Below are 16,092 nucleotides of genomic sequence, written 5' to 3' on the forward strand. Positions count from 1 at the left end.
CACTCACGCTAGCCTGCGGCGTGGGATCCTGGGGAGATGACCTCCTCCGGCGACGCTCTGCTCGACCTCGACATCACGGGAATCGCCCACGGCGGCACCTTCGTCGCCCGTCACGAGGGACGAGTCGTGTTCGTGTCGGATGCCGTGCCGGGGGAGCGCGTGCGGGCGCGGCTGAGCGACGCGCCGTCGGATGGCGCGACCGACACGCGTCGCTTCTGGCGGGCGGAGACGGTCGAGGTGCTCCAGGCGTCCCCGCATCGGCGCGCGCACGTGTGGCCGGAGGCGGACGTGTCGCGCGACCCCGCCCAGCGCCCCGGCGGTGCCGACCTCGGTCACATCGAGCCGGCCCACCAGCGGGCGCTCAAGAGACAGGTTCTGGCCGAGGCCCTTGACCGCTTCGCGGGAGCGGGCATCGAGGCGCCCGAGGTGGCTGCCCTCGCCGAAGGCGACGACACCGGCTGGCGGACGCGGGTGACGCTGCACGTGGACGACGACGGCGTCGCCGGACCCTTCGCGGCCCGCAGCCATCGGGTCGTCCCCGTCTCATCGCATCCGCTGGCGCGCCCGGCGGTCGCGGAGGCCGCCGCCCGGATCGGCGCGGCGCGCGCGGGGCGGATCGAGCTCGTCGAGCCGGCCGACGGCGACGTGCGCGTGCTGCCGCTGCCCGAGGGGACGCGGCGCGGTGAACCGGAGGTGCTCACCGAACGGGTGCGAGATCGGTCGTTCGCGGTCGATGCGACCGGCTTCTGGCAGGTGCATCACAGCGCGGCATCCGCCCTCGACGAGGTGGTCCGCGCGCTGCTGGCCGGCCGGGTCGATCCGGATGCGACGCACCTGGACCTCTACGGCGGCGTCGGGCTGTTCGCGGCGAGCCTCGCCGATTCGGGAGCGCGCGACATCGTCACGGTGGAGTCCGATCGCCGCGCGACGGAGCACGCCGCGCGGAACCTCGCACCGCTCGAGGTCACCGCGGTGACCGCGCGCGTCGACCGCTTCCTGGGCGCACCGGTGCGCGAGACACGCCGCGTGCGAGGCCGTCGTCCTTCGCGACGTGCCCCCGAGACGGCTCTGCTGGATCCGCAGACGAGGGTGGGTGCCGTCGTGCTCGACCCGCCGCGCTCCGGAGCGGGGCGGGGGGTCGTGGAGGCTGTCGCCGCGCTGGAACCGGACGCCGTCGTGTACGTCGCCTGCGATCCGGTCGCCCTGGCGCGCGATCTCGGCACCTTCCGGGAGCACGGATGGGAGCCCGCTCTGCTGCGCGCCCTCGATCTGTTCCCGAACACGCATCACTTCGAGGTCGTCGCGCTGCTGTCGCGGTGACGGAGTCGGTGCGCTGATCGATAGGCTGACGGGATGAGCACGGTCGCCCTCATCGATGATCACGAGTCCGTCCGCCTCGGGCTCGAGGCCGCGTGCGGTCGTGATCGTTCGCAGACCGTGGTGTTCTCCGGGAGCACGGTCGGGTCGTATCTGGACTGGCGCCGTACGAGCGCAGCCCCGCCCGCGGACGTCGTGGTGCTGGATCTGACCCTGGGTGATGGCACGACGGTCACCGAGAACGTGACCGCTCTCGTGGGCGACGGCGCCAGTGTCGTGATCCACAGCGTGGCCGACCGGCCTGCCGCGGTTCGGGAGGCGCTCGCGGCGGGAGCGGCCGGCGTGATCAGCAAGTCGTCCGCGCTGGACGACGTGCTGGACGCGATCCGCACGGTCGCGCGCGGCGAGGCCCTTAACAACGTCGAGTGGGCCAGCGCCGTCGACGGCGACCGCGAGTTCGCCGATGCGCAGCTGTCCTCCCGCGAGCGGGAGGTGCTCCGGCTGTATGCGACGGGTCTTCCTCTGAAGGTCGTGGCGGAGCGTCTCGGCGTCGCCTATTCGACCGCGAAGGAGAACATCACCCGCGTCCGGGTGAAGTACGTCGAGGTCGGACGTCCCGCCCCGACCAAGGTGGACCTGCTGCGTCGCGCGATAGAGGACGGCATCGTCCCGGCGGACGGAACGGCGAGTGTCGGCTGAGCCGCTGAGCATCCGCGACGCCTGGACCCAGATCCCGTCGCCGGGGTCGGCGGAGACCGAGTTCGAGCGCTTCACGGGCAAGCGCATGGAGCGCATCCTGCAGACCGTCGTCGCCATCGGTTCCCTCGTGACGGGCGCGCAGGCGCTGCTCGCGGCGCTGTCCGGGGTGGGGGTGATGGATGCTGCGCACGTGGCGATGATCCTCGTCGTGTTCGCGCCCCTGTCGGCGATGCTCGTGTGCTGCGTTCTCGGGCGCGGTGTGCGCGCGGCGTCCGCGGCCTTCGCGTTCCTCTACGTCGGTGCGCTGATCGCCTGGCCGTTCGTGGTCGACCCCGCCGACGATGCGTCGACGCAGCAGCCGTGGATCTTCTTCCTGGTGAACGTCGGCGTCGTGGCGGCGATGCTCGCGTTCTCGCTGCGGATGCAGTACGTCTGGGCGATCGGGGTTCCGCTCGGGTACGGTTTCGTGCGGCTCATGCAGGGCGGTTTCGAACGCGAGTTCTGGATCACGACCGCTTTCGACGTGTCGTTCACGATCATCCTCGGACTCGTCCTGGTCTCACTGGGGTGGATGTTCCGCGCGGTGGCCGCCGGTGTCGACGACGTGCGCGGTCGTGCGGTGGCCGCGTACGCGCACGCGGCCGCCGCGGCGGCGGCCGAGGAGGAGCGCGTGGCCGTCGCGGCTCTCATGCACGACAGCGTGCTGGCGGCGCTCATCGCTGCCGAGCGGGCCGAGAGTCCGCGCGCACGGGATCTCGCCGTCGGGATGGCGCGTGAGGCGCTCACCCGCCTGGCGAACACCGAGGCCGCCGTACTCGAGGAGGGCAGCGACGACCCGGTCGGTTCTGCGCAGATCGTGGCGGAGCTGCGACGAGCCCTGTCCGAGACCGGGGCCGATGCCGTGGTCGAGGAGCACGGCGGCGTCGGACTGATCCCCGGTCGCGCCGCGCGGGCCCTGGTGCTGGCAGCCAGGCAGGCGATCGGCAACTCGGTCGCCCACGCGCGCGGGCGCGGCCTGCACATCGTCGCGCTGGCGCACGGAGACGAAGGGATCACGGTCACCGTCAGCGACGCGGGGCCCGGGTTCGATCCGGACGCGGTCGGCGCGGATCGCCTCGGCATCCGCGCGTCGATCATGGCGCGCATGGCGGCCGTGGCCGGGACGGCGCGCATCGAGTCGGGGGAGTCCGGCACCGTGGTGGAACTGAGCTGGGAGCGCGAATGAGGCTCACCGTCCGTGCTGTGGCGACCGGTCTCGCCCTCGGTTTCGCGGTGTACTTCGCGGCCAGGGCCGTGTGGTGGGTCGAGACGCCCGCGCAGCCGCTGCTCGTGATCGCCGCCATCGTCGGGTACCTGGCGGTCGTCGTCATCGCGGTTCTCGCGGATGCCGGGCGAGAGGTCCGGATGCCCATGTGGGTGGGGGTGCTCGCGCTCGTCGCCGCCTTCGCGATCCCGGCGTCCGTCAGCATCGCGTTCGAACCCGGGATGCGCGCCGCACCGTTCGCGACCTGGTACATCGGTGCTCTGGGGCTGCTGGCCGTGGTCTGCATCGTCCGTCGTCGCTACGTGATCGGCTGGGTGGTCCTGGGAGAGCTCGCCATCGCGTCCTCGTCCTTCCTCGGGGTGTTCGTCGCGCTGGAGCTGGGCCTCGTCGGCTCGATCATGTGGGTCGTCGTCGCGCAGCTGCTCGTGCTGTTCTGGGATCGTGCCGTGGCCGACACCGAACGGCTCGCGGGCATCCAGCGGGCGGTCTCCGCCTGGCACGCCACGCAGCAGGTGCGGCAGAAGGAGCGCCGCCTGCGCACGCAGTTCGCCCTGGCGGTCGCCGGGCCTGTGCTGTCCCGGACGGTCGCCGCGCACGGAATGCTGACGGAGGAGGAGCGTCTGAGCGCCCGTCTGGCCGAGGGGCGGCTGCGCGACGAACTGCGCGGGGCGAGCCTGCTCAACGACGCGGTGCGTGCCGCGATCGAGGCGGCCCGGCGGCGCGGGGTGGCGGTGACCGTCTTCGACGAGGGCGGCCTGGACGGCGTCGCCGAGACGCGACGCGGTGAGATCCGCGACGAGCTGGCCGTCGTGCTCGCCGAGGCGACGGCGGGACGCGTGATCATCCGCGCAGCGCACGACCCCGCGATCGCGGTGACCGTCGTGGGCAGGGCGGGAGCGGGGGACTCTTCGGACGAGGACTCGGTCGCCCTCTGGCACGAGATCCCACGGGAGCGGACAACCTGAAGCCACGCTCACTTCGGAGGCGAGGTGAGGAGAAGGGCGAGGGGCGGCGAAGCCGCCCGCCCCTCGCCATGTGCGGCCCAGTTACCCGAAAACTGTCCGCTGTGGGCCGGTCGGCGTCTGCCTACCCTGGGGCAGAGAGACCGGCCGAACGCGTAGCGTCCCCTACAGTCTTGCGGGCCGCAAGAAGTCTGTCTGTAGGTATTTCGGGGGACAAGGATTTCCTCGCCTCACCTCCCGCGATCGGCGTCGGATGCGTGAAGATGGAGCGATGAGCGTGCTGCGGCGAGGGACGAACCTGCCGAGGATGGGCGACTTCAACCAGTCCGTCATCCTCGAGGCGATCCGCCGCTCCGGCGAGGGCTTCAGCCGCATCGAGCTCGTCGAGGCCACGGGGCTGTCCGCCCAGACCGTCACCAACATCACGCGCCGGCTGCTCGACGAGGGGCTGATCGAGGAGGCGGGGCGCACGATCAACGGTCCCGGCAAGCCGCGCACCACGCTGCGGCTCGTCCCGCGCAGCCGGCTGTCCCTGGGGGTGCACCTCGATCCAGCGGTGACGACGACCGTCCTGCTGGATCTCAGCGGAGCGGTGATCGCGCGCAGCATCCGTCGCACCCCGGCGAACGATCCTCTGCACGTGATCGCTGCGATGGCGGAGGCGATCGAAGGTCTCATCGTGCGCTCCGGCGTCGACCGCGACGCGATCGCCGGGGTGGGCGTCGCCGCGCCCGGTCCGTTGGATGCCGAACGGGGAACGGTGATCGACCCGCCGAAGCTGCACCAGTGGCACCGGGTGCCGTTGCGCTCGGCGCTGGCCGATGCGGTCGGGCTTCCCGTGGCGCTGGAGAAGGACACCACCGCTGCGGCGTTCGCGGAGATCTGGACCGGCGACGATCCGCCGGACGTGTCGCTGCTGTTCGTGTACCTCGGCACCGGCATCGGCACCGCGCTGGTGCTCGACGGCGACGTGGTGCGCGGACGCTCGCGCAACGTCGGGGAGGTCGGGCACATCATCGTGGACCCGGACGGTCCGCTCTGCGGGTGCGGCAAGCGCGGCTGCGTCGAGGTCGTGTGCACGCCCCAGGCGATCGTCGAGCGCGCTGAGCGCGCGGGCGTGCTCGCCGACGATCGCGTCGGCAGCGACGCCGAGTCGGTCGACGAGCGGTTCGGGCAGCTGTGCGAGCGGGCCCGGCGCGGAGACGCCGCGGCTCTGGGAGTACTGGTGCGCGCGGCCGAGCACCTGTCCGTGCTCATCTCGGCGCTGACGAACATGCTCGACGTCGACCGGGTCGTGCTGGGCGGCCCGTTCTGGGAGCGAGTCGCGTGGGTGCACCTGCGGGAGCTGCCCGTGCTGCTGGATCGGCAGAGTGCGACCAGGGCGGTGCGGGCTCTGCCGGTGGCGGGGTCCGTCGTCGGCGACGACGTGGGAGCGGTCGGCGCCGCCTGCGTGATCCTCGCGGACGTGCTGTCGCCTCGCGCCTCCACACTGCTGCTGGAGGGCGGCGCCACCGCGTGACAGCACGCGCGCCGAAACGCTTGACAGGATTATTCCAGTCGATTTAATATTTGGCGCATCCCTCGTCAGCCCTCCTCGGGAGCCCGTCGATCCATGCACGAGAACTCCGCCCTGGTCGAAGCGCGTGTCCGCCGCTTCGTCGACGAGCGACTCCGCGGCGCGGTCTACCGCCGGTTCCTTCCGCTGAGGCTCGAGAGCTGGGATGCCCCCGGAGAGCCGGTGCCGTTCTCCGAGGCCGTGGCGCAGACGTTCCGTCCCTTCGCGGTGGGCGAGGCGTGGGGACGACCGTGGGGGACGATGTGGCTGCGCGTGAGCGGCACGGCGCCCGAGACGGCGGACGGTGAGAGCGCGGAGCTCGTCTTCGACCTCGGGTTCAGTGCGGCGCAGCCCGGTTTCCAGGCCGAGGGGACCGCGTACCGGCCGGACGGGACGATCATCAAGGCCGTGGAGCCGCGCAACGCGCATGTGCCGCTCGAGGCGGCACCGGGGGAGCCGTTCGAGCTGTACCTCGAGGCGGCTGCCAATCCGGACGTCGGAGAGGGCTTCGTGCACTTCCGTCCGACGCCGCTGGGGGAGTGGGACACCGCCGGAGACGACCCCCACTACGTGTTCCGCCAGGCCGACGTCGGCGTGCGGGACGTGACCGTCTGGGAGCTGGTGCAGGACGCGGAGGTCCTGCTGGGGCTGTGGGGGCAGTTGCCGGAGCAGTCTCCGCGCCGCGCTGGTGTGCTGCGGGCGCTCGAGCGGATGGCCGACGTCATGGATCCGGACGACGTGGCGGGAACCGCCGCCGATGGGCGCGCCGCGCTCGCCGAGGCGCTGCGTCTGCCGGCATCCGCGTCCGCGCATCGCGTGCATGCCGTGGGCCACGCCCACATCGACTCGGCCTGGTTGTGGCCGGTGCGCGAGACGCAGCGCAAGGTCGCGCGGACGTTCTCGAACGTGCTGTCCTTGCAGGAGGAGGACCCGGACTTCGTGTTCGCGGCGTCCTCGGCGCAGCAATACGTCTGGATGAAGCGCTTCCAGCCCGAACTCTACGAGCGGATCCGTCGGGCCGTCGCAGCGGGGCGGTTCGTGCCGGCCGGGGGAATGTGGGTCGAGTCGGACACGAACCTTCCCGGCGGTGAGGCGCTGGCACGCCAGTTCGTGCGGGGCAAGAGGTTCTTCCTGGAGGAGTTCGGCGTCGAGCCGCAGGACGTGTGGCTTCCCGATTCGTTCGGTTATTCGGCGGCGCTGCCGCAGATCGCGAAGGCGGCGGGCTCGCCGTGGATGCTGACGCAGAAGCTGTCCTGGAACGAGACCAACACGATGCCCCACCACACGTTCTGGTGGGAGGGGCTGGACGGCACGCGGATCTTCACGCACTTCCCGCCGGTCGACACCTACAGTGCGATGCTCAGCGGTTCGGAACTGGCGCGAGCGGAGCGGCAGTTCGCCGACAAGGGATTCGCGAACACGTCGCTCGTCCCGTTCGGGTACGGCGACGGAGGCGGCGGTCCGAACCGAGAGATGCTCGCGGCCGCCGCGCGGCTGCGCTCTCTCGAGGGGTCGCCGACCGTGGAGCTGTCGTCTCCCGAGCGCTTCTTCGAGGCGGCTCAGGCCGAGTATCGGGATCCGCCGGTGTGGACGGGGGAGCTCTACCTCGAGTTCCACCGCGGCACGTACACGTCGCAGGCGCGAACGAAGCGGGGAAATCGGCGCAGCGAGCACGCGTTGCGCGAGGCGGAGCTGTGGGCGACCGCGGCTGCGCTGCGCGGTGCGGCGTACCCGTACGACGAGCTGGAGGCGGCGTGGGAGACCGTGCTGCTCCAGCAGTTCCATGACATCCTCCCCGGCAGCTCGATCGGCTGGGTGCACCGGGAGGCAGAACGTCGCTACGCCGAGGTGCTGGCCTCGACGGAGCGCATCATCGCGCAAGCTCTGGGGGTGGTCGCCGGGGAGGGGGCGACTCCGCTTGTCGCGAATGCGGGACCCTATGCGTGGGAGGGAGCGGCGGCGTCGGGGATCGCTGTCGCGGGAGAGGGTGATCCGGCACCCGCAACGGCCGTGCGGACGGCGAGCGGATTCGAGCTGTCGAACGAGCACGTGCGCGTGCTCGTGGACGGTTCGGGTCTGCTGACGTCACTCGTCGTCCGCGCGACTGGCCGTGAGGCGATCGCGCCAGGAGGCAAAGGGAACCTCCTCAGCGTGCATCGCGACACACCGACGCGGTGGGATGCGTGGGACATCGATGAGCACTATCGCCGTCACGGGGCCGACGTGACGGCGGTGGAGTCGATCGAGGTCGTTCCGCATCCCACCGCCGCTGTCGTCTGCGTGGTCCGTGGATGGGGGGCATCGCGGATCACGCAGACCCTCACGCTCGCGGCGGGGGCGCGAGCGCTGGACATCGAGACCGTGGTGGACTGGCACGAGCGGCAGAAGCTGCTCAAGCTGGCCTTCCCGCTGGACGTGCATGCGGATCGAGCCACGAGCGAGATCCAGTTCGGTCATGTGCACAGGCCGACGCATGCGAACACCTCGTGGGACGCGGCGCGCTTCGAGACGGTCGCGCATCGGTGGGTGCACGTGGGGGAGGCCGGGTTCGGGGTCGCGATCGCCAACGACGCGACCTACGGGCACGACATCACGCGGGTGCCGCGCGAGGGCGGCGGCACGGCGACCTCGGTTCGCCTGTCGCTGCTGCGTGCGCCGCTGTTCCCGGATCCGGAGGCGGATCAGGGCGAGCACACCTTCCGCGTCAGCATCCGTCCCGACTCGGGCATCGCGGATGCCGTGCGGGAGGGGTACCGACTGAATGTTCCTCCGCGTGCGGTGTCGGGCGCGGGAGCGGTCGATCCGCTCGTCATCGTCTCCTCGGACGCCGTCGTCGTCGAGGCGGTCAAGCTGGCCGAGGATCGCAGCGGGGACGTGATCGTGCGGTTGTACGAGGCGCACGGCGGGCGCGCGGTCGCGACAGTCTCACCGTCCTTCGGTTTCGCGTCGGTCGTCGAGACGGATCTGCTGGAGCGTGAGGTCGAGCCGTCGGCCGTGGCCGGTTCGAGACGGGATGCCGTCGAGCTCTCGCTGCGCCCGTTCCAGCTGGTGACGTTGCGGTTCCGTTCGCCGCATCTCGTCGGCTGAGCGCCGTGCGGTGCCCGCTGGCCCCTGCTCGTTGAGCGTGCCACAGCTCTTCGCTCGTTGAGCGTGCCACAGCTCTTCGCTCGTTGAGCGTGCCACAGCTCTTCGCTCGTTGAGCGTGCCACCGCTCCTCGCTCGTTGAGCGCGCCCCACCCCTCGCTCGTTGAGCGCGCGGAGCGAGTCGAAACGCGGTCGAGTCGAGCAGCGCTCGCCTGCGCTCCCGTCCCTGAGCGAGCTCAGCCCGCGAAACGTCCCCAGGGGATGTCGCGTCGCAAGGGCTTGCGCAGCGACCGCTGCGTCCGCTGCCACGCCGAGACGTGCGGCTCCTCAGCCACGGCGTCGGCGGCTTCCTGGGCGTACGCGTCGCCGAGGACGGCGATGAGGGCCGCGAGCTCCTCCTCGGTGGGGTGGCCGCGCACGATGTCCATCGCGGGGGCCTGCTGCTGCTCGGTCACAGCGGGATGTTCCCGTGCTTCTTGGGCGGAAGCTCCGCGCGCTTGCCGCGCAGGGCGCGCAGGGCCTTGGCGATCGACACCCGGGTGTTGGCCGGCTCGATGACGCCGTCGATCTCCCCGCGCTCGGCGGCGAGGAACGGGCTGGTCACACTGTACGTGTACTCGTTGGCGAGGCGGGTGCGGACGGCGGCGACGTCCTCGCCGTTCTCCTCGGCCTTCTTGATCTCCCCGCGATACAGGATGTTGACCGCTCCCTGGCCGCCCATGACCGCGATCTCGGCGGTCGGCCAGGCGAGGTTGACGTCGGCTCCCAGCTGCTTGGAGCCCATCACGATGTACGCGCCGCCGTACGCCTTGCGCAGGATGACGGTGACGAGCGGCACGGTCGCCTCCGCGTAGGCGTAGATGAGCTTGGCGCCGCGGCGGATCACGCCGGTCCATTCCTGGTCAGTGCCGGGGAGGTACCCGGGAACGTCGACGAGGGTGACGATCGGGATCGAGAACGCGTCGCAGAAGCGGACGAAGCGACTGGCCTTCTCGCCGGCCTCGATGTTCAGCGTGCCCGCCATCTGCGAGGGCTGGTTGGCGATGATGCCGACCGAGCGTCCTTCGACGCGTCCGAATCCGATCACGATGTTCGGCGCGAACAGCGGCTGGACCTCGATGAAGTCACCGGCATCCACCACGTGCTCGATCACGGTGTGGATGTCGTAGGGCTGGTTGGGGGAGTCCGGGATGATCGCGTTCAGGGTGCGGTCGGCATCCGTGGTCTCCCACTCGAAGTCGCTCTCGTACCCGGGGATCTCTGCCATGTTGTTGTCCGGCAGGAAGCCGAGGAGTGTGCGCGCGTAGTCGATCGCGTCGTCCTCGTCCTCGGCGAGGTAGTGCGCGACGCCGGATCGGGTGTTGTGGGTGAGGGCGCCCCCGAGCTCCTCCATGCCGACGTCTTCGCCGGTGACCGTCTTGATCACGTCGGGGCCGGTGACGAACATCTGGCTGGTCTTGTCGACCATGATGACGAAGTCGGTGAGGGCCGGGCCGTACACGGCTCCGCCGGCGGCCGGGCCCATGATGATCGAGATCTGCGGGATGACGCCGGACGAGCGGGTGTTGAGGCGGAAGATCTCGCCGTACTTGCTCAGGGCGAGCACGCCCTCCTGGATGCGCGCCCCTCCGGAGTCCAGGATGCCGATGATCGGCATGCCTCCGGCGAGGGCGAACTCCATGATCTTGATGATCTTGTCGCCCGAGACCTCGCCGAGCGAGCCGCCGAAGGTGGTGAAGTCCTGGGAGTAGACGGCCACGGTGCGACCGTGGATCGTGCCGATGCCCGTGACGACGGAGTCGCCGTAGGGACGGTTGCGGTCCATGCCGAAAGAGGTGGTGCGGTGGCGCACGTACTCGTCGAACTCGACGAAGCTGCCCGGATCGACGAGCAGTTCGATGCGCTCGCGGGCGGTCATCTTGCCCTTGGCGTGCTGCTTGTCCTTCGCCTTCGTCTCGGCGTCCACCACGGCTTCGTGATAGCGGGCTCGGAGGTCGGCGATCTTGCCGGCGGTCGTGGAGAGGTCAGGCGTGTCCGTCACGGATTCCACCCTAGCGGCGCGATGCGGGTCGACGTTGGATGCCTCGCACAACGGGTCGGCGGATCCTTTGGGGGATCCGTGTGAGCCGGTCGCGTGCTCGGATGCACGGTCGTGCTCTCGATCATTCCTCTCGATCTCATGATGCGGCCTGCACACCAGGTGGCGGGGCGAGGTCCGCCCACGTGTAGCCGAGCGCGAGGCGAGGTTTCAGGATGGCGGGCGGTTCGCCGCGCGGAGAGTGCAGCAGGAAGTCCTCGACACCGTCGCGGGTGATGCGCCATTCGCCATGGTGCAACTGCATGTGATGGAAGCGGCAGAGCAAGATGCCGCGGTCGATGTCGGTGCTTCCGCCGTCGGCCCACTCGTCGATGTGGTGCGCTTCGCAGTAGGACGGAGGTCTGTCGCAACCGCGCCAGCGGCATCCGCCGTCGCGAACCGCGAGTGCGAGCCGTTGCGCGGAGGTGAAGAGGCGTTCGATCCGACCGAGACGCAGGGGGTCTCCGCGTCGGTCGACGGTGACGGCGATCCGGCCTGCGTTACACGCCAGTTGCTCAGCGGCGGCCGCGGGAACGGCGACACCCTCGTCCTCGAGAAGCGCCTGCGGGCTGTCGACCACCGAGACGATGCGCACGCCGGCCTGTCGGGAGCCGAACACGGTCTTGGCGTCGGCGAGGGTTCCGGCGCGGATGAGGTCGAGGAACAGATCGTAGGCGAGTTGCTCGTCGGTGCGCGGATCAGCGGCGATCGCGTCGGCGCGCATCCGCTCCTCATCCTCCACGAAGCGCACCCCCGCCTCGGCGCGGACGGAACACGGACTTCGACACGGACTCCACCCAGGCGGCGCCCTCGTCGTCGAACACGATGTGGGCGTGAAGTCGGCCGTCCTGGTCGCGGTAGTCGCGCCACGAGCGGGCATTGTAGCGCGCGGCGAACCGTTCGGCGGCGCCCTCGGGGTCGAGTCTGTCGCGGATCGTGCGCGCAGCGCGGCCGAGCTCCTCGACGGTGCGGTGCGAGGCTTCGTCGACGAGTTGCGCGGCGGCGACCGACCAGGCCTGCGTGATCGACGCGGTCCTCAATGCGGTGGCGTCCCCTGCGAGATCGGCCTCGGTGCCTTCGCCCACATCGTCGCCGATCACAGCGATCCGGTCATCTCCGACCGGCGGCTCGCCGAGGCATCTTCGGATCACGTCATGCTGGGCAGAGTTGATCGCCCCGGTGACAAGCGCATCATCGATCGGGGTGTGCCAGTCAGGTGCGGTGGGGACGATCGGTGTCGGATCGGCGCTGGGATCGGTTCCCTGCCCGACGGCCGCCGCGTGCTCGAACAGCGCTTCGCCGACGCGCACCGTGCGCGCGGCCTCGCGTTGGGTGCTCCCGGTGATCTCCTGGATCAGGGTGGTCGAGGTGCGATGCCCGTGGGATTGTGCAAGCCCGTCATGTCCGTTCTCGCGACGGGAACGAGCCGCGATCGCACCCGTGAGGAGGAGGCGCAACCGCTCGGCTTCGCGGACGACGGTGTCGGCCTGCCGCAGAGCCTCGACGAGCGTGTCGCCCGGCATCCGCTCGAGAACAGCGCGGACGTCGGAGTCGCCGGCACTCGGACCGACCCTATCCCGCAGCGCGGGAATCAGAGTCGCGACCTCGTTGAAAAGTGCCATGCTTCATGGTCGCATTGGCCTCGGACATTGGGATATCCGACCGAATACGGGGAGGGGATCAACTCGACGCGCGTGTGGGTCTGCGCCGATTGTCCTGGCATCTAAGCCCAAGCATGAACACGCATGTGAGATCGCGGCATCGGCTGGATGCTGGAGGGATGAAAGCGCCCCGGTCTCGCGCATCCGAGCATGTCGGAATGCTCATCCGCGACCTGCGCGCCAAGGCCGGCATCGCCCGCGCTCGTCTTGCCGATCGTGCCGACATGGACGTCTCGCACCTCGCCCGCAACGAGGCAGGAGACGGCGATCCGACTCTCTTCGTGCTCATCCAGCTCGCCACCGCGCTTGACGTCGCACCCGAGACCTTCGTGAAGGGCCTCACATCGGCCGATCTTCCCGAGAACCTCAAGCCGTACTCCGAAGCCGACTTCCGTCGCGAGCTGCGCCGACGCGGTGGCGCCTGAGTCCTGCATCCGGACCGGCGCCGCTCACACCACGAACCGCCACACGTACTCCAGCCCGTCCTGTTGCCGAAACCAGGCCACGGTCACGACGACCTCTTCGAGATCGGCCGTGCACAGGCAGAGTTTGACGCGCTCGCCGGGGAGCACCTGCCCCCACAGCTGCGTGCGCTCCTGGCCGTCGGCGTCGGCGTGGAAGACGCGCACGAAGTCGGCGGGATCACGACCCTCGTTCGTCACGCCGGGATGGGCCGCATCTGTCCTGTCGACGGTCCAGGGCACGCGATAGGCGAGGGGAGGCGGAAGCTCGGCGGGTCCGATCGGTCGCAACATGGGACAGAAGCTAGGAACGGCGTCCGACGCTCAGAACCCGTGATCGGAGTGATGCCTCAGACCCTGTGTACAACCAACCGCCGGCCACTGCCTGTGCAGGGCAGAACCTCGTGCACGTCGCGCCCATCCGACAGACTGAGCAGGTGAGTGCGTATCGGAGACCCATCGTGGAGGAACAGTTCTTCCGCGATCCCGACGGTCGTGTCATCGACTTCGGGAACCGGTGGCCCGATTCGCCCCCGGAGGAGACGTACTCGGTCGAGACGCACCTGGAGCGCTTCGCCCCGATCCATGCCGTCGCCGATGCGCTGATCGCACATCTTCGCGACACGTATGACGTCGAGATCTCTGAAGGCGACGCGATCGCGTCGGATCTGCTCCGTCCTGCCCACTTCGGTGCGGTGCGTGCCGTCCGGGTGCGGCCGAACCATCCGTCGGGTGCCTCCCTGACCTTCATCTACACGGCGCACCCGGGCCTTGTGGTGCACGCGGGACTGCTGCACGACTTCCCGTTTCCGGTCTGCGGGTGCGACGCCTGCGACTCCACCTGGCACGCAGAGGTCGATCAGCTGGAGCGCATGGTCCTCGCGGTCGTGACCGGCCATTACCGAGAGGGAGTCGAGGGTCAGTGGGTCGCATACGCGCTCACGTTCCCCGACGGTGCGTCGTCGGGACGATCCCTCGCGCCGGACCTCCCTGAGGATTGCCTCAAGGAGGCAGGGCCCATCCTCCGTGCCCTGCCCGCCGGATGGGCTGCCTGGCCGCCGGCGACGCCCTAGCGACCCGGGTCGCCCTCGATCGCCGACTCCTTGGCGTCCGTCTTCGGATGCCTGGCCCGGCCGATCTCGGCCATCCGCCGCCCGGCCCATCCCACGCCGCGAGCGGTCGTCCCCGCCGCAGCGGCGATCGCGGATCCGGCGTACCGGGCGCCGCGTGCGACCCGGGTCTCGATCCGCTCGGCTCCGGTCACCGGCTCCAACTCCGCGGGCAACTCGAAGGGAGCCGCGCCGAACGCACGTCGCGACGTGACCAGCACGCGCCGCCCGAGGATGTTGTTGCCCGCTCCGCCGATCACCGCACCGATCCCGAACGGAAGCGCCTTGCCGAGGAACGACGCTCCGCCCGCCGCGGCGAACTGCTTCAGGAACATGCTCTTCAGCCGGTCCACGATGGGTCCGACGGCGGCGCGCGGCAGCGACTTGGTGACGAGCTCTCCCCAGTACGCCGAGCGTGAGACGCCGCGCCCCGCAGCCTGTCCGGCGAGCTGTGAGATCAGATCCACGCCCTCCTTGCCCATCATGAGCGTCATCACGAGCGCCCGCGCGCGATCGGGGTCCTGGACGGGGATTCCGTGAACCTCGGCGACGGACTGCGCGAACAGCGCCGTAGATTCCACGAAGCCGAGCGTTTCCACCCCGGACAGCGCCAACGTCACGCCGGTCCCGATGCCCGGCACGACCGCGGTCGCACCGACCGTCGCCCCTCCGGCGGTGACCGCCGCGAGATACCTCTGCTCGAGCATCCGCACGATCTGCGCCGGCGTCGCCTCCGGGTTGCGCAACCGGATGCTGCGGATGTGCGCGAGCACCAGAGGACGCTGGATCGCGAGCACCCGGTCGATGCCGCGGATCGCGAAGGGATGCTCGGACGATCCGGCCGGCGGCACGCCCTTGTCCCACGGAGCGTCGTCCGGGAGGGAGTGGATCTTGTGCACCTTGTCGGCCATGACCCGATCCTAGGGACGCAGGCCGCGAGAACGCCGAAAGCCCGGCGCCGAGGCGGCCGGGCTTTCGATGAGACTTTCTCAGACGAAGAGGTTCGCGCGCTCCAGGTCCTCGGCGAAGTCCACCTCGACGGCGTACAGGTCCGAGATGTCCATCGGCTCGAGCAGCAGTCCGTCCTCGGCGATCGCGAGTTCGAGACCGCGCTCGAAGTAGTCCTGGTCCTCGACGCGCTGCAGCTGGCGCATGAACGCCTTCTTGTGCGCGGAGGAGATGTAGTTGATTCCGACGGCCTCGCCGATGCCGCCGACGACCGTCTTGGACAACTGGTCGATGTAGCCCTCGGCCGTGACCGTGTACTTCACCTCTTCGTCGCTGACCTTCGAGGTGTTCACGGTGACGAAGGACTGGTCGCGCTCGATGTACTCGACCGCGCGGCCCAGGATGCGCGGGTCGAAGACGACGTCGCCGTTCATCCAGAGCACGCCGCCCTTGCCGGTGGCGCCGAGAGCGCGCAGCAGGCTCTTGGACGTGTTCGTCTCGTCGTAGCGCTCGTTGTGCACGTAGTTCACGTTCGGGAATGCCTCGACGATCGTCTCGGCGCGGTAGCCGACGACGGCCGTGATGCGGGCATCGCTGCCGAACGCGGCACGGATGTTCTCGTGCTGCTGCTGCATGATCGTGCGGCCGTCGCTCAGCTCGGTCAACGGCTTGGGGAGTGCACGTCCGAGGCGCGAGCCCATGCCGGCTGCGAGGATAACGGTCTGAAGAGTCACGAAAGCTCCTAAAAGAATCTGTGTTCACGGCCGGTTCACCGACCAGACACCTCTTCGTGCCGACCTCATGCTAGCCATGGCACCTGGAAAGGCCCTGGTCCGTGCCGCGGCCGTTGCCATTTCGTGATCGAGTGCACACCTATTATTCAGGTAGCCGAGGGCCTGCGCTCGGATCCTGCGGAATGTTGCGCCGGAACCGGGCAAAGTCCGTCCCCGTTGAT

General features: G+C 69.9%; 15 protein-coding genes. 8 read left to right on the plus strand and 7 right to left on the minus strand.

The window, feature by feature from the left end; translation table 11 throughout:
• The first annotated feature begins 36 nt into the window (after window positions 1-36).
• The 6 genes from AC3RXZ_RS08775 (at window position 37) to AC3RXZ_RS08800 (ending at window position 8,884) form a co-directional block, all read left to right on the plus strand.
• A complete protein-coding gene (locus AC3RXZ_RS08775) occupies window positions 37-1,320 on the plus strand; it encodes a class I SAM-dependent RNA methyltransferase (RefSeq protein ID WP_491493762.1) in 1,284 nt (427 codons plus the stop codon).
• Window positions 1,321-1,353: 33 nt separating this feature from the next.
• Window positions 1,354-2,016, plus strand: coding sequence for a response regulator (locus AC3RXZ_RS08780; protein ID WP_491493763.1), 663 nt, complete (start codon window positions 1,354-1,356; stop codon window positions 2,014-2,016).
• Window positions 2,006-3,241: a sensor histidine kinase gene (locus AC3RXZ_RS08785; RefSeq protein WP_491493764.1), complete on the plus strand. Its 1,236-nt coding sequence runs from the start codon at window positions 2,006-2,008 to the stop codon at window positions 3,239-3,241. Before AC3RXZ_RS08780 ends, AC3RXZ_RS08785 begins: the two co-directional genes overlap by 11 nt.
• Window positions 3,238-4,245 (plus strand): hypothetical protein, encoded by a 1,008-nt coding sequence (locus AC3RXZ_RS08790; RefSeq protein ID WP_491493765.1) that lies wholly within the window; start codon window positions 3,238-3,240, stop codon window positions 4,243-4,245. The genes AC3RXZ_RS08785 and AC3RXZ_RS08790 overlap by 4 nt, the downstream gene beginning before the upstream one ends.
• A 268-nt stretch (window positions 4,246-4,513) precedes the next feature.
• Window positions 4,514-5,761, plus strand: a complete 1,248-nt coding sequence (locus AC3RXZ_RS08795; RefSeq protein WP_491493766.1) for an ROK family transcriptional regulator — start codon at window positions 4,514-4,516, stop codon at window positions 5,759-5,761.
• Window positions 5,762-5,854: 93 nt separating this feature from the next.
• Window positions 5,855-8,884: an alpha-mannosidase gene (locus AC3RXZ_RS08800; RefSeq protein ID WP_491493767.1), complete on the plus strand. Its 3,030-nt coding sequence runs from the start codon at window positions 5,855-5,857 to the stop codon at window positions 8,882-8,884.
• Between the two features lie 233 nt (window positions 8,885-9,117).
• On the opposite strand, the gene AC3RXZ_RS08805 is transcribed toward AC3RXZ_RS08800, so the two are convergent.
• The 4 genes from AC3RXZ_RS08805 to AC3RXZ_RS08820 all read right to left on the minus strand — a co-directional run bounded on the left by AC3RXZ_RS08805 (window position 9,118) and on the right by AC3RXZ_RS08820 (window position 12,580).
• Complete coding sequence (locus AC3RXZ_RS08805) at window positions 9,118-9,336, minus strand: acyl-CoA carboxylase subunit epsilon (protein ID WP_308220977.1); 219 nt, start codon at window positions 9,334-9,336, stop codon at window positions 9,118-9,120.
• Window positions 9,333-10,931, minus strand: coding sequence for an acyl-CoA carboxylase subunit beta (locus tag AC3RXZ_RS08810; protein ID WP_243232516.1), 1,599 nt, complete (start codon window positions 10,929-10,931; stop codon window positions 9,333-9,335). The genes AC3RXZ_RS08805 and AC3RXZ_RS08810 overlap by 4 nt, the downstream gene beginning before the upstream one ends.
• A 127-nt stretch (window positions 10,932-11,058) precedes the next feature.
• The gene (locus AC3RXZ_RS08815; protein ID WP_491493768.1) at window positions 11,059-11,682 is read right to left on the minus strand and encodes an HNH endonuclease signature motif containing protein; all 624 of its coding nucleotides are present in this window, start codon (window positions 11,680-11,682) and stop codon (window positions 11,059-11,061) included.
• Window positions 11,683-11,689: 7 nt separating this feature from the next.
• Window positions 11,690-12,580 carry a hypothetical protein gene (locus tag AC3RXZ_RS08820; RefSeq protein ID WP_491493769.1) on the minus strand — a complete coding sequence of 297 codons (891 nt, stop codon included), beginning with the start codon at window positions 12,578-12,580 and terminating at the stop codon, window positions 11,690-11,692.
• 197 nt (window positions 12,581-12,777) lie between these two features.
• Here AC3RXZ_RS08820 and AC3RXZ_RS08825 point away from each other — a divergent pair, with 197 nt between their 5' ends.
• Window positions 12,778-13,044 (plus strand): helix-turn-helix domain-containing protein, encoded by a 267-nt coding sequence (locus AC3RXZ_RS08825; RefSeq protein ID WP_243232524.1) that lies wholly within the window; start codon window positions 12,778-12,780, stop codon window positions 13,042-13,044.
• A gap of 24 nt (window positions 13,045-13,068) precedes the next feature.
• Here AC3RXZ_RS08825 and AC3RXZ_RS08830 read toward each other — a convergent pair whose 3' ends face one another.
• Window positions 13,069-13,374 carry a hypothetical protein gene (locus AC3RXZ_RS08830; RefSeq protein WP_491493770.1) on the minus strand — a complete coding sequence of 102 codons (306 nt, stop codon included), beginning with the start codon at window positions 13,372-13,374 and terminating at the stop codon, window positions 13,069-13,071.
• Window positions 13,375-13,541: 167 nt separating this feature from the next.
• On the opposite strand from AC3RXZ_RS08830, the gene AC3RXZ_RS08835 reads away from it, so the two are divergent.
• On the plus strand, window positions 13,542-14,153 hold the full coding sequence (locus tag AC3RXZ_RS08835; RefSeq protein ID WP_498265584.1) for a DUF6226 family protein: 612 nt from the start codon (window positions 13,542-13,544) through the stop codon (window positions 14,151-14,153).
• Here the strand turns inward: AC3RXZ_RS08835 and AC3RXZ_RS08840 are convergent.
• Window positions 14,150-15,100: a hypothetical protein gene (locus AC3RXZ_RS08840; protein ID WP_491493772.1), complete on the minus strand. Its 951-nt coding sequence runs from the start codon at window positions 15,098-15,100 to the stop codon at window positions 14,150-14,152. The genes AC3RXZ_RS08835 and AC3RXZ_RS08840 overlap by 4 nt on opposite strands.
• Window positions 15,101-15,178: 78 nt before the next feature.
• Window positions 15,179-15,871 carry a phosphocholine cytidylyltransferase family protein gene (locus AC3RXZ_RS08845; protein WP_491493773.1) on the minus strand — a complete coding sequence of 231 codons (693 nt, stop codon included), beginning with the start codon at window positions 15,869-15,871 and terminating at the stop codon, window positions 15,179-15,181.
• Window positions 15,872-16,092: the final 221 nt, after the last annotated feature.

Source organism: Microbacterium cucumeris, from assembly GCF_058349845.2.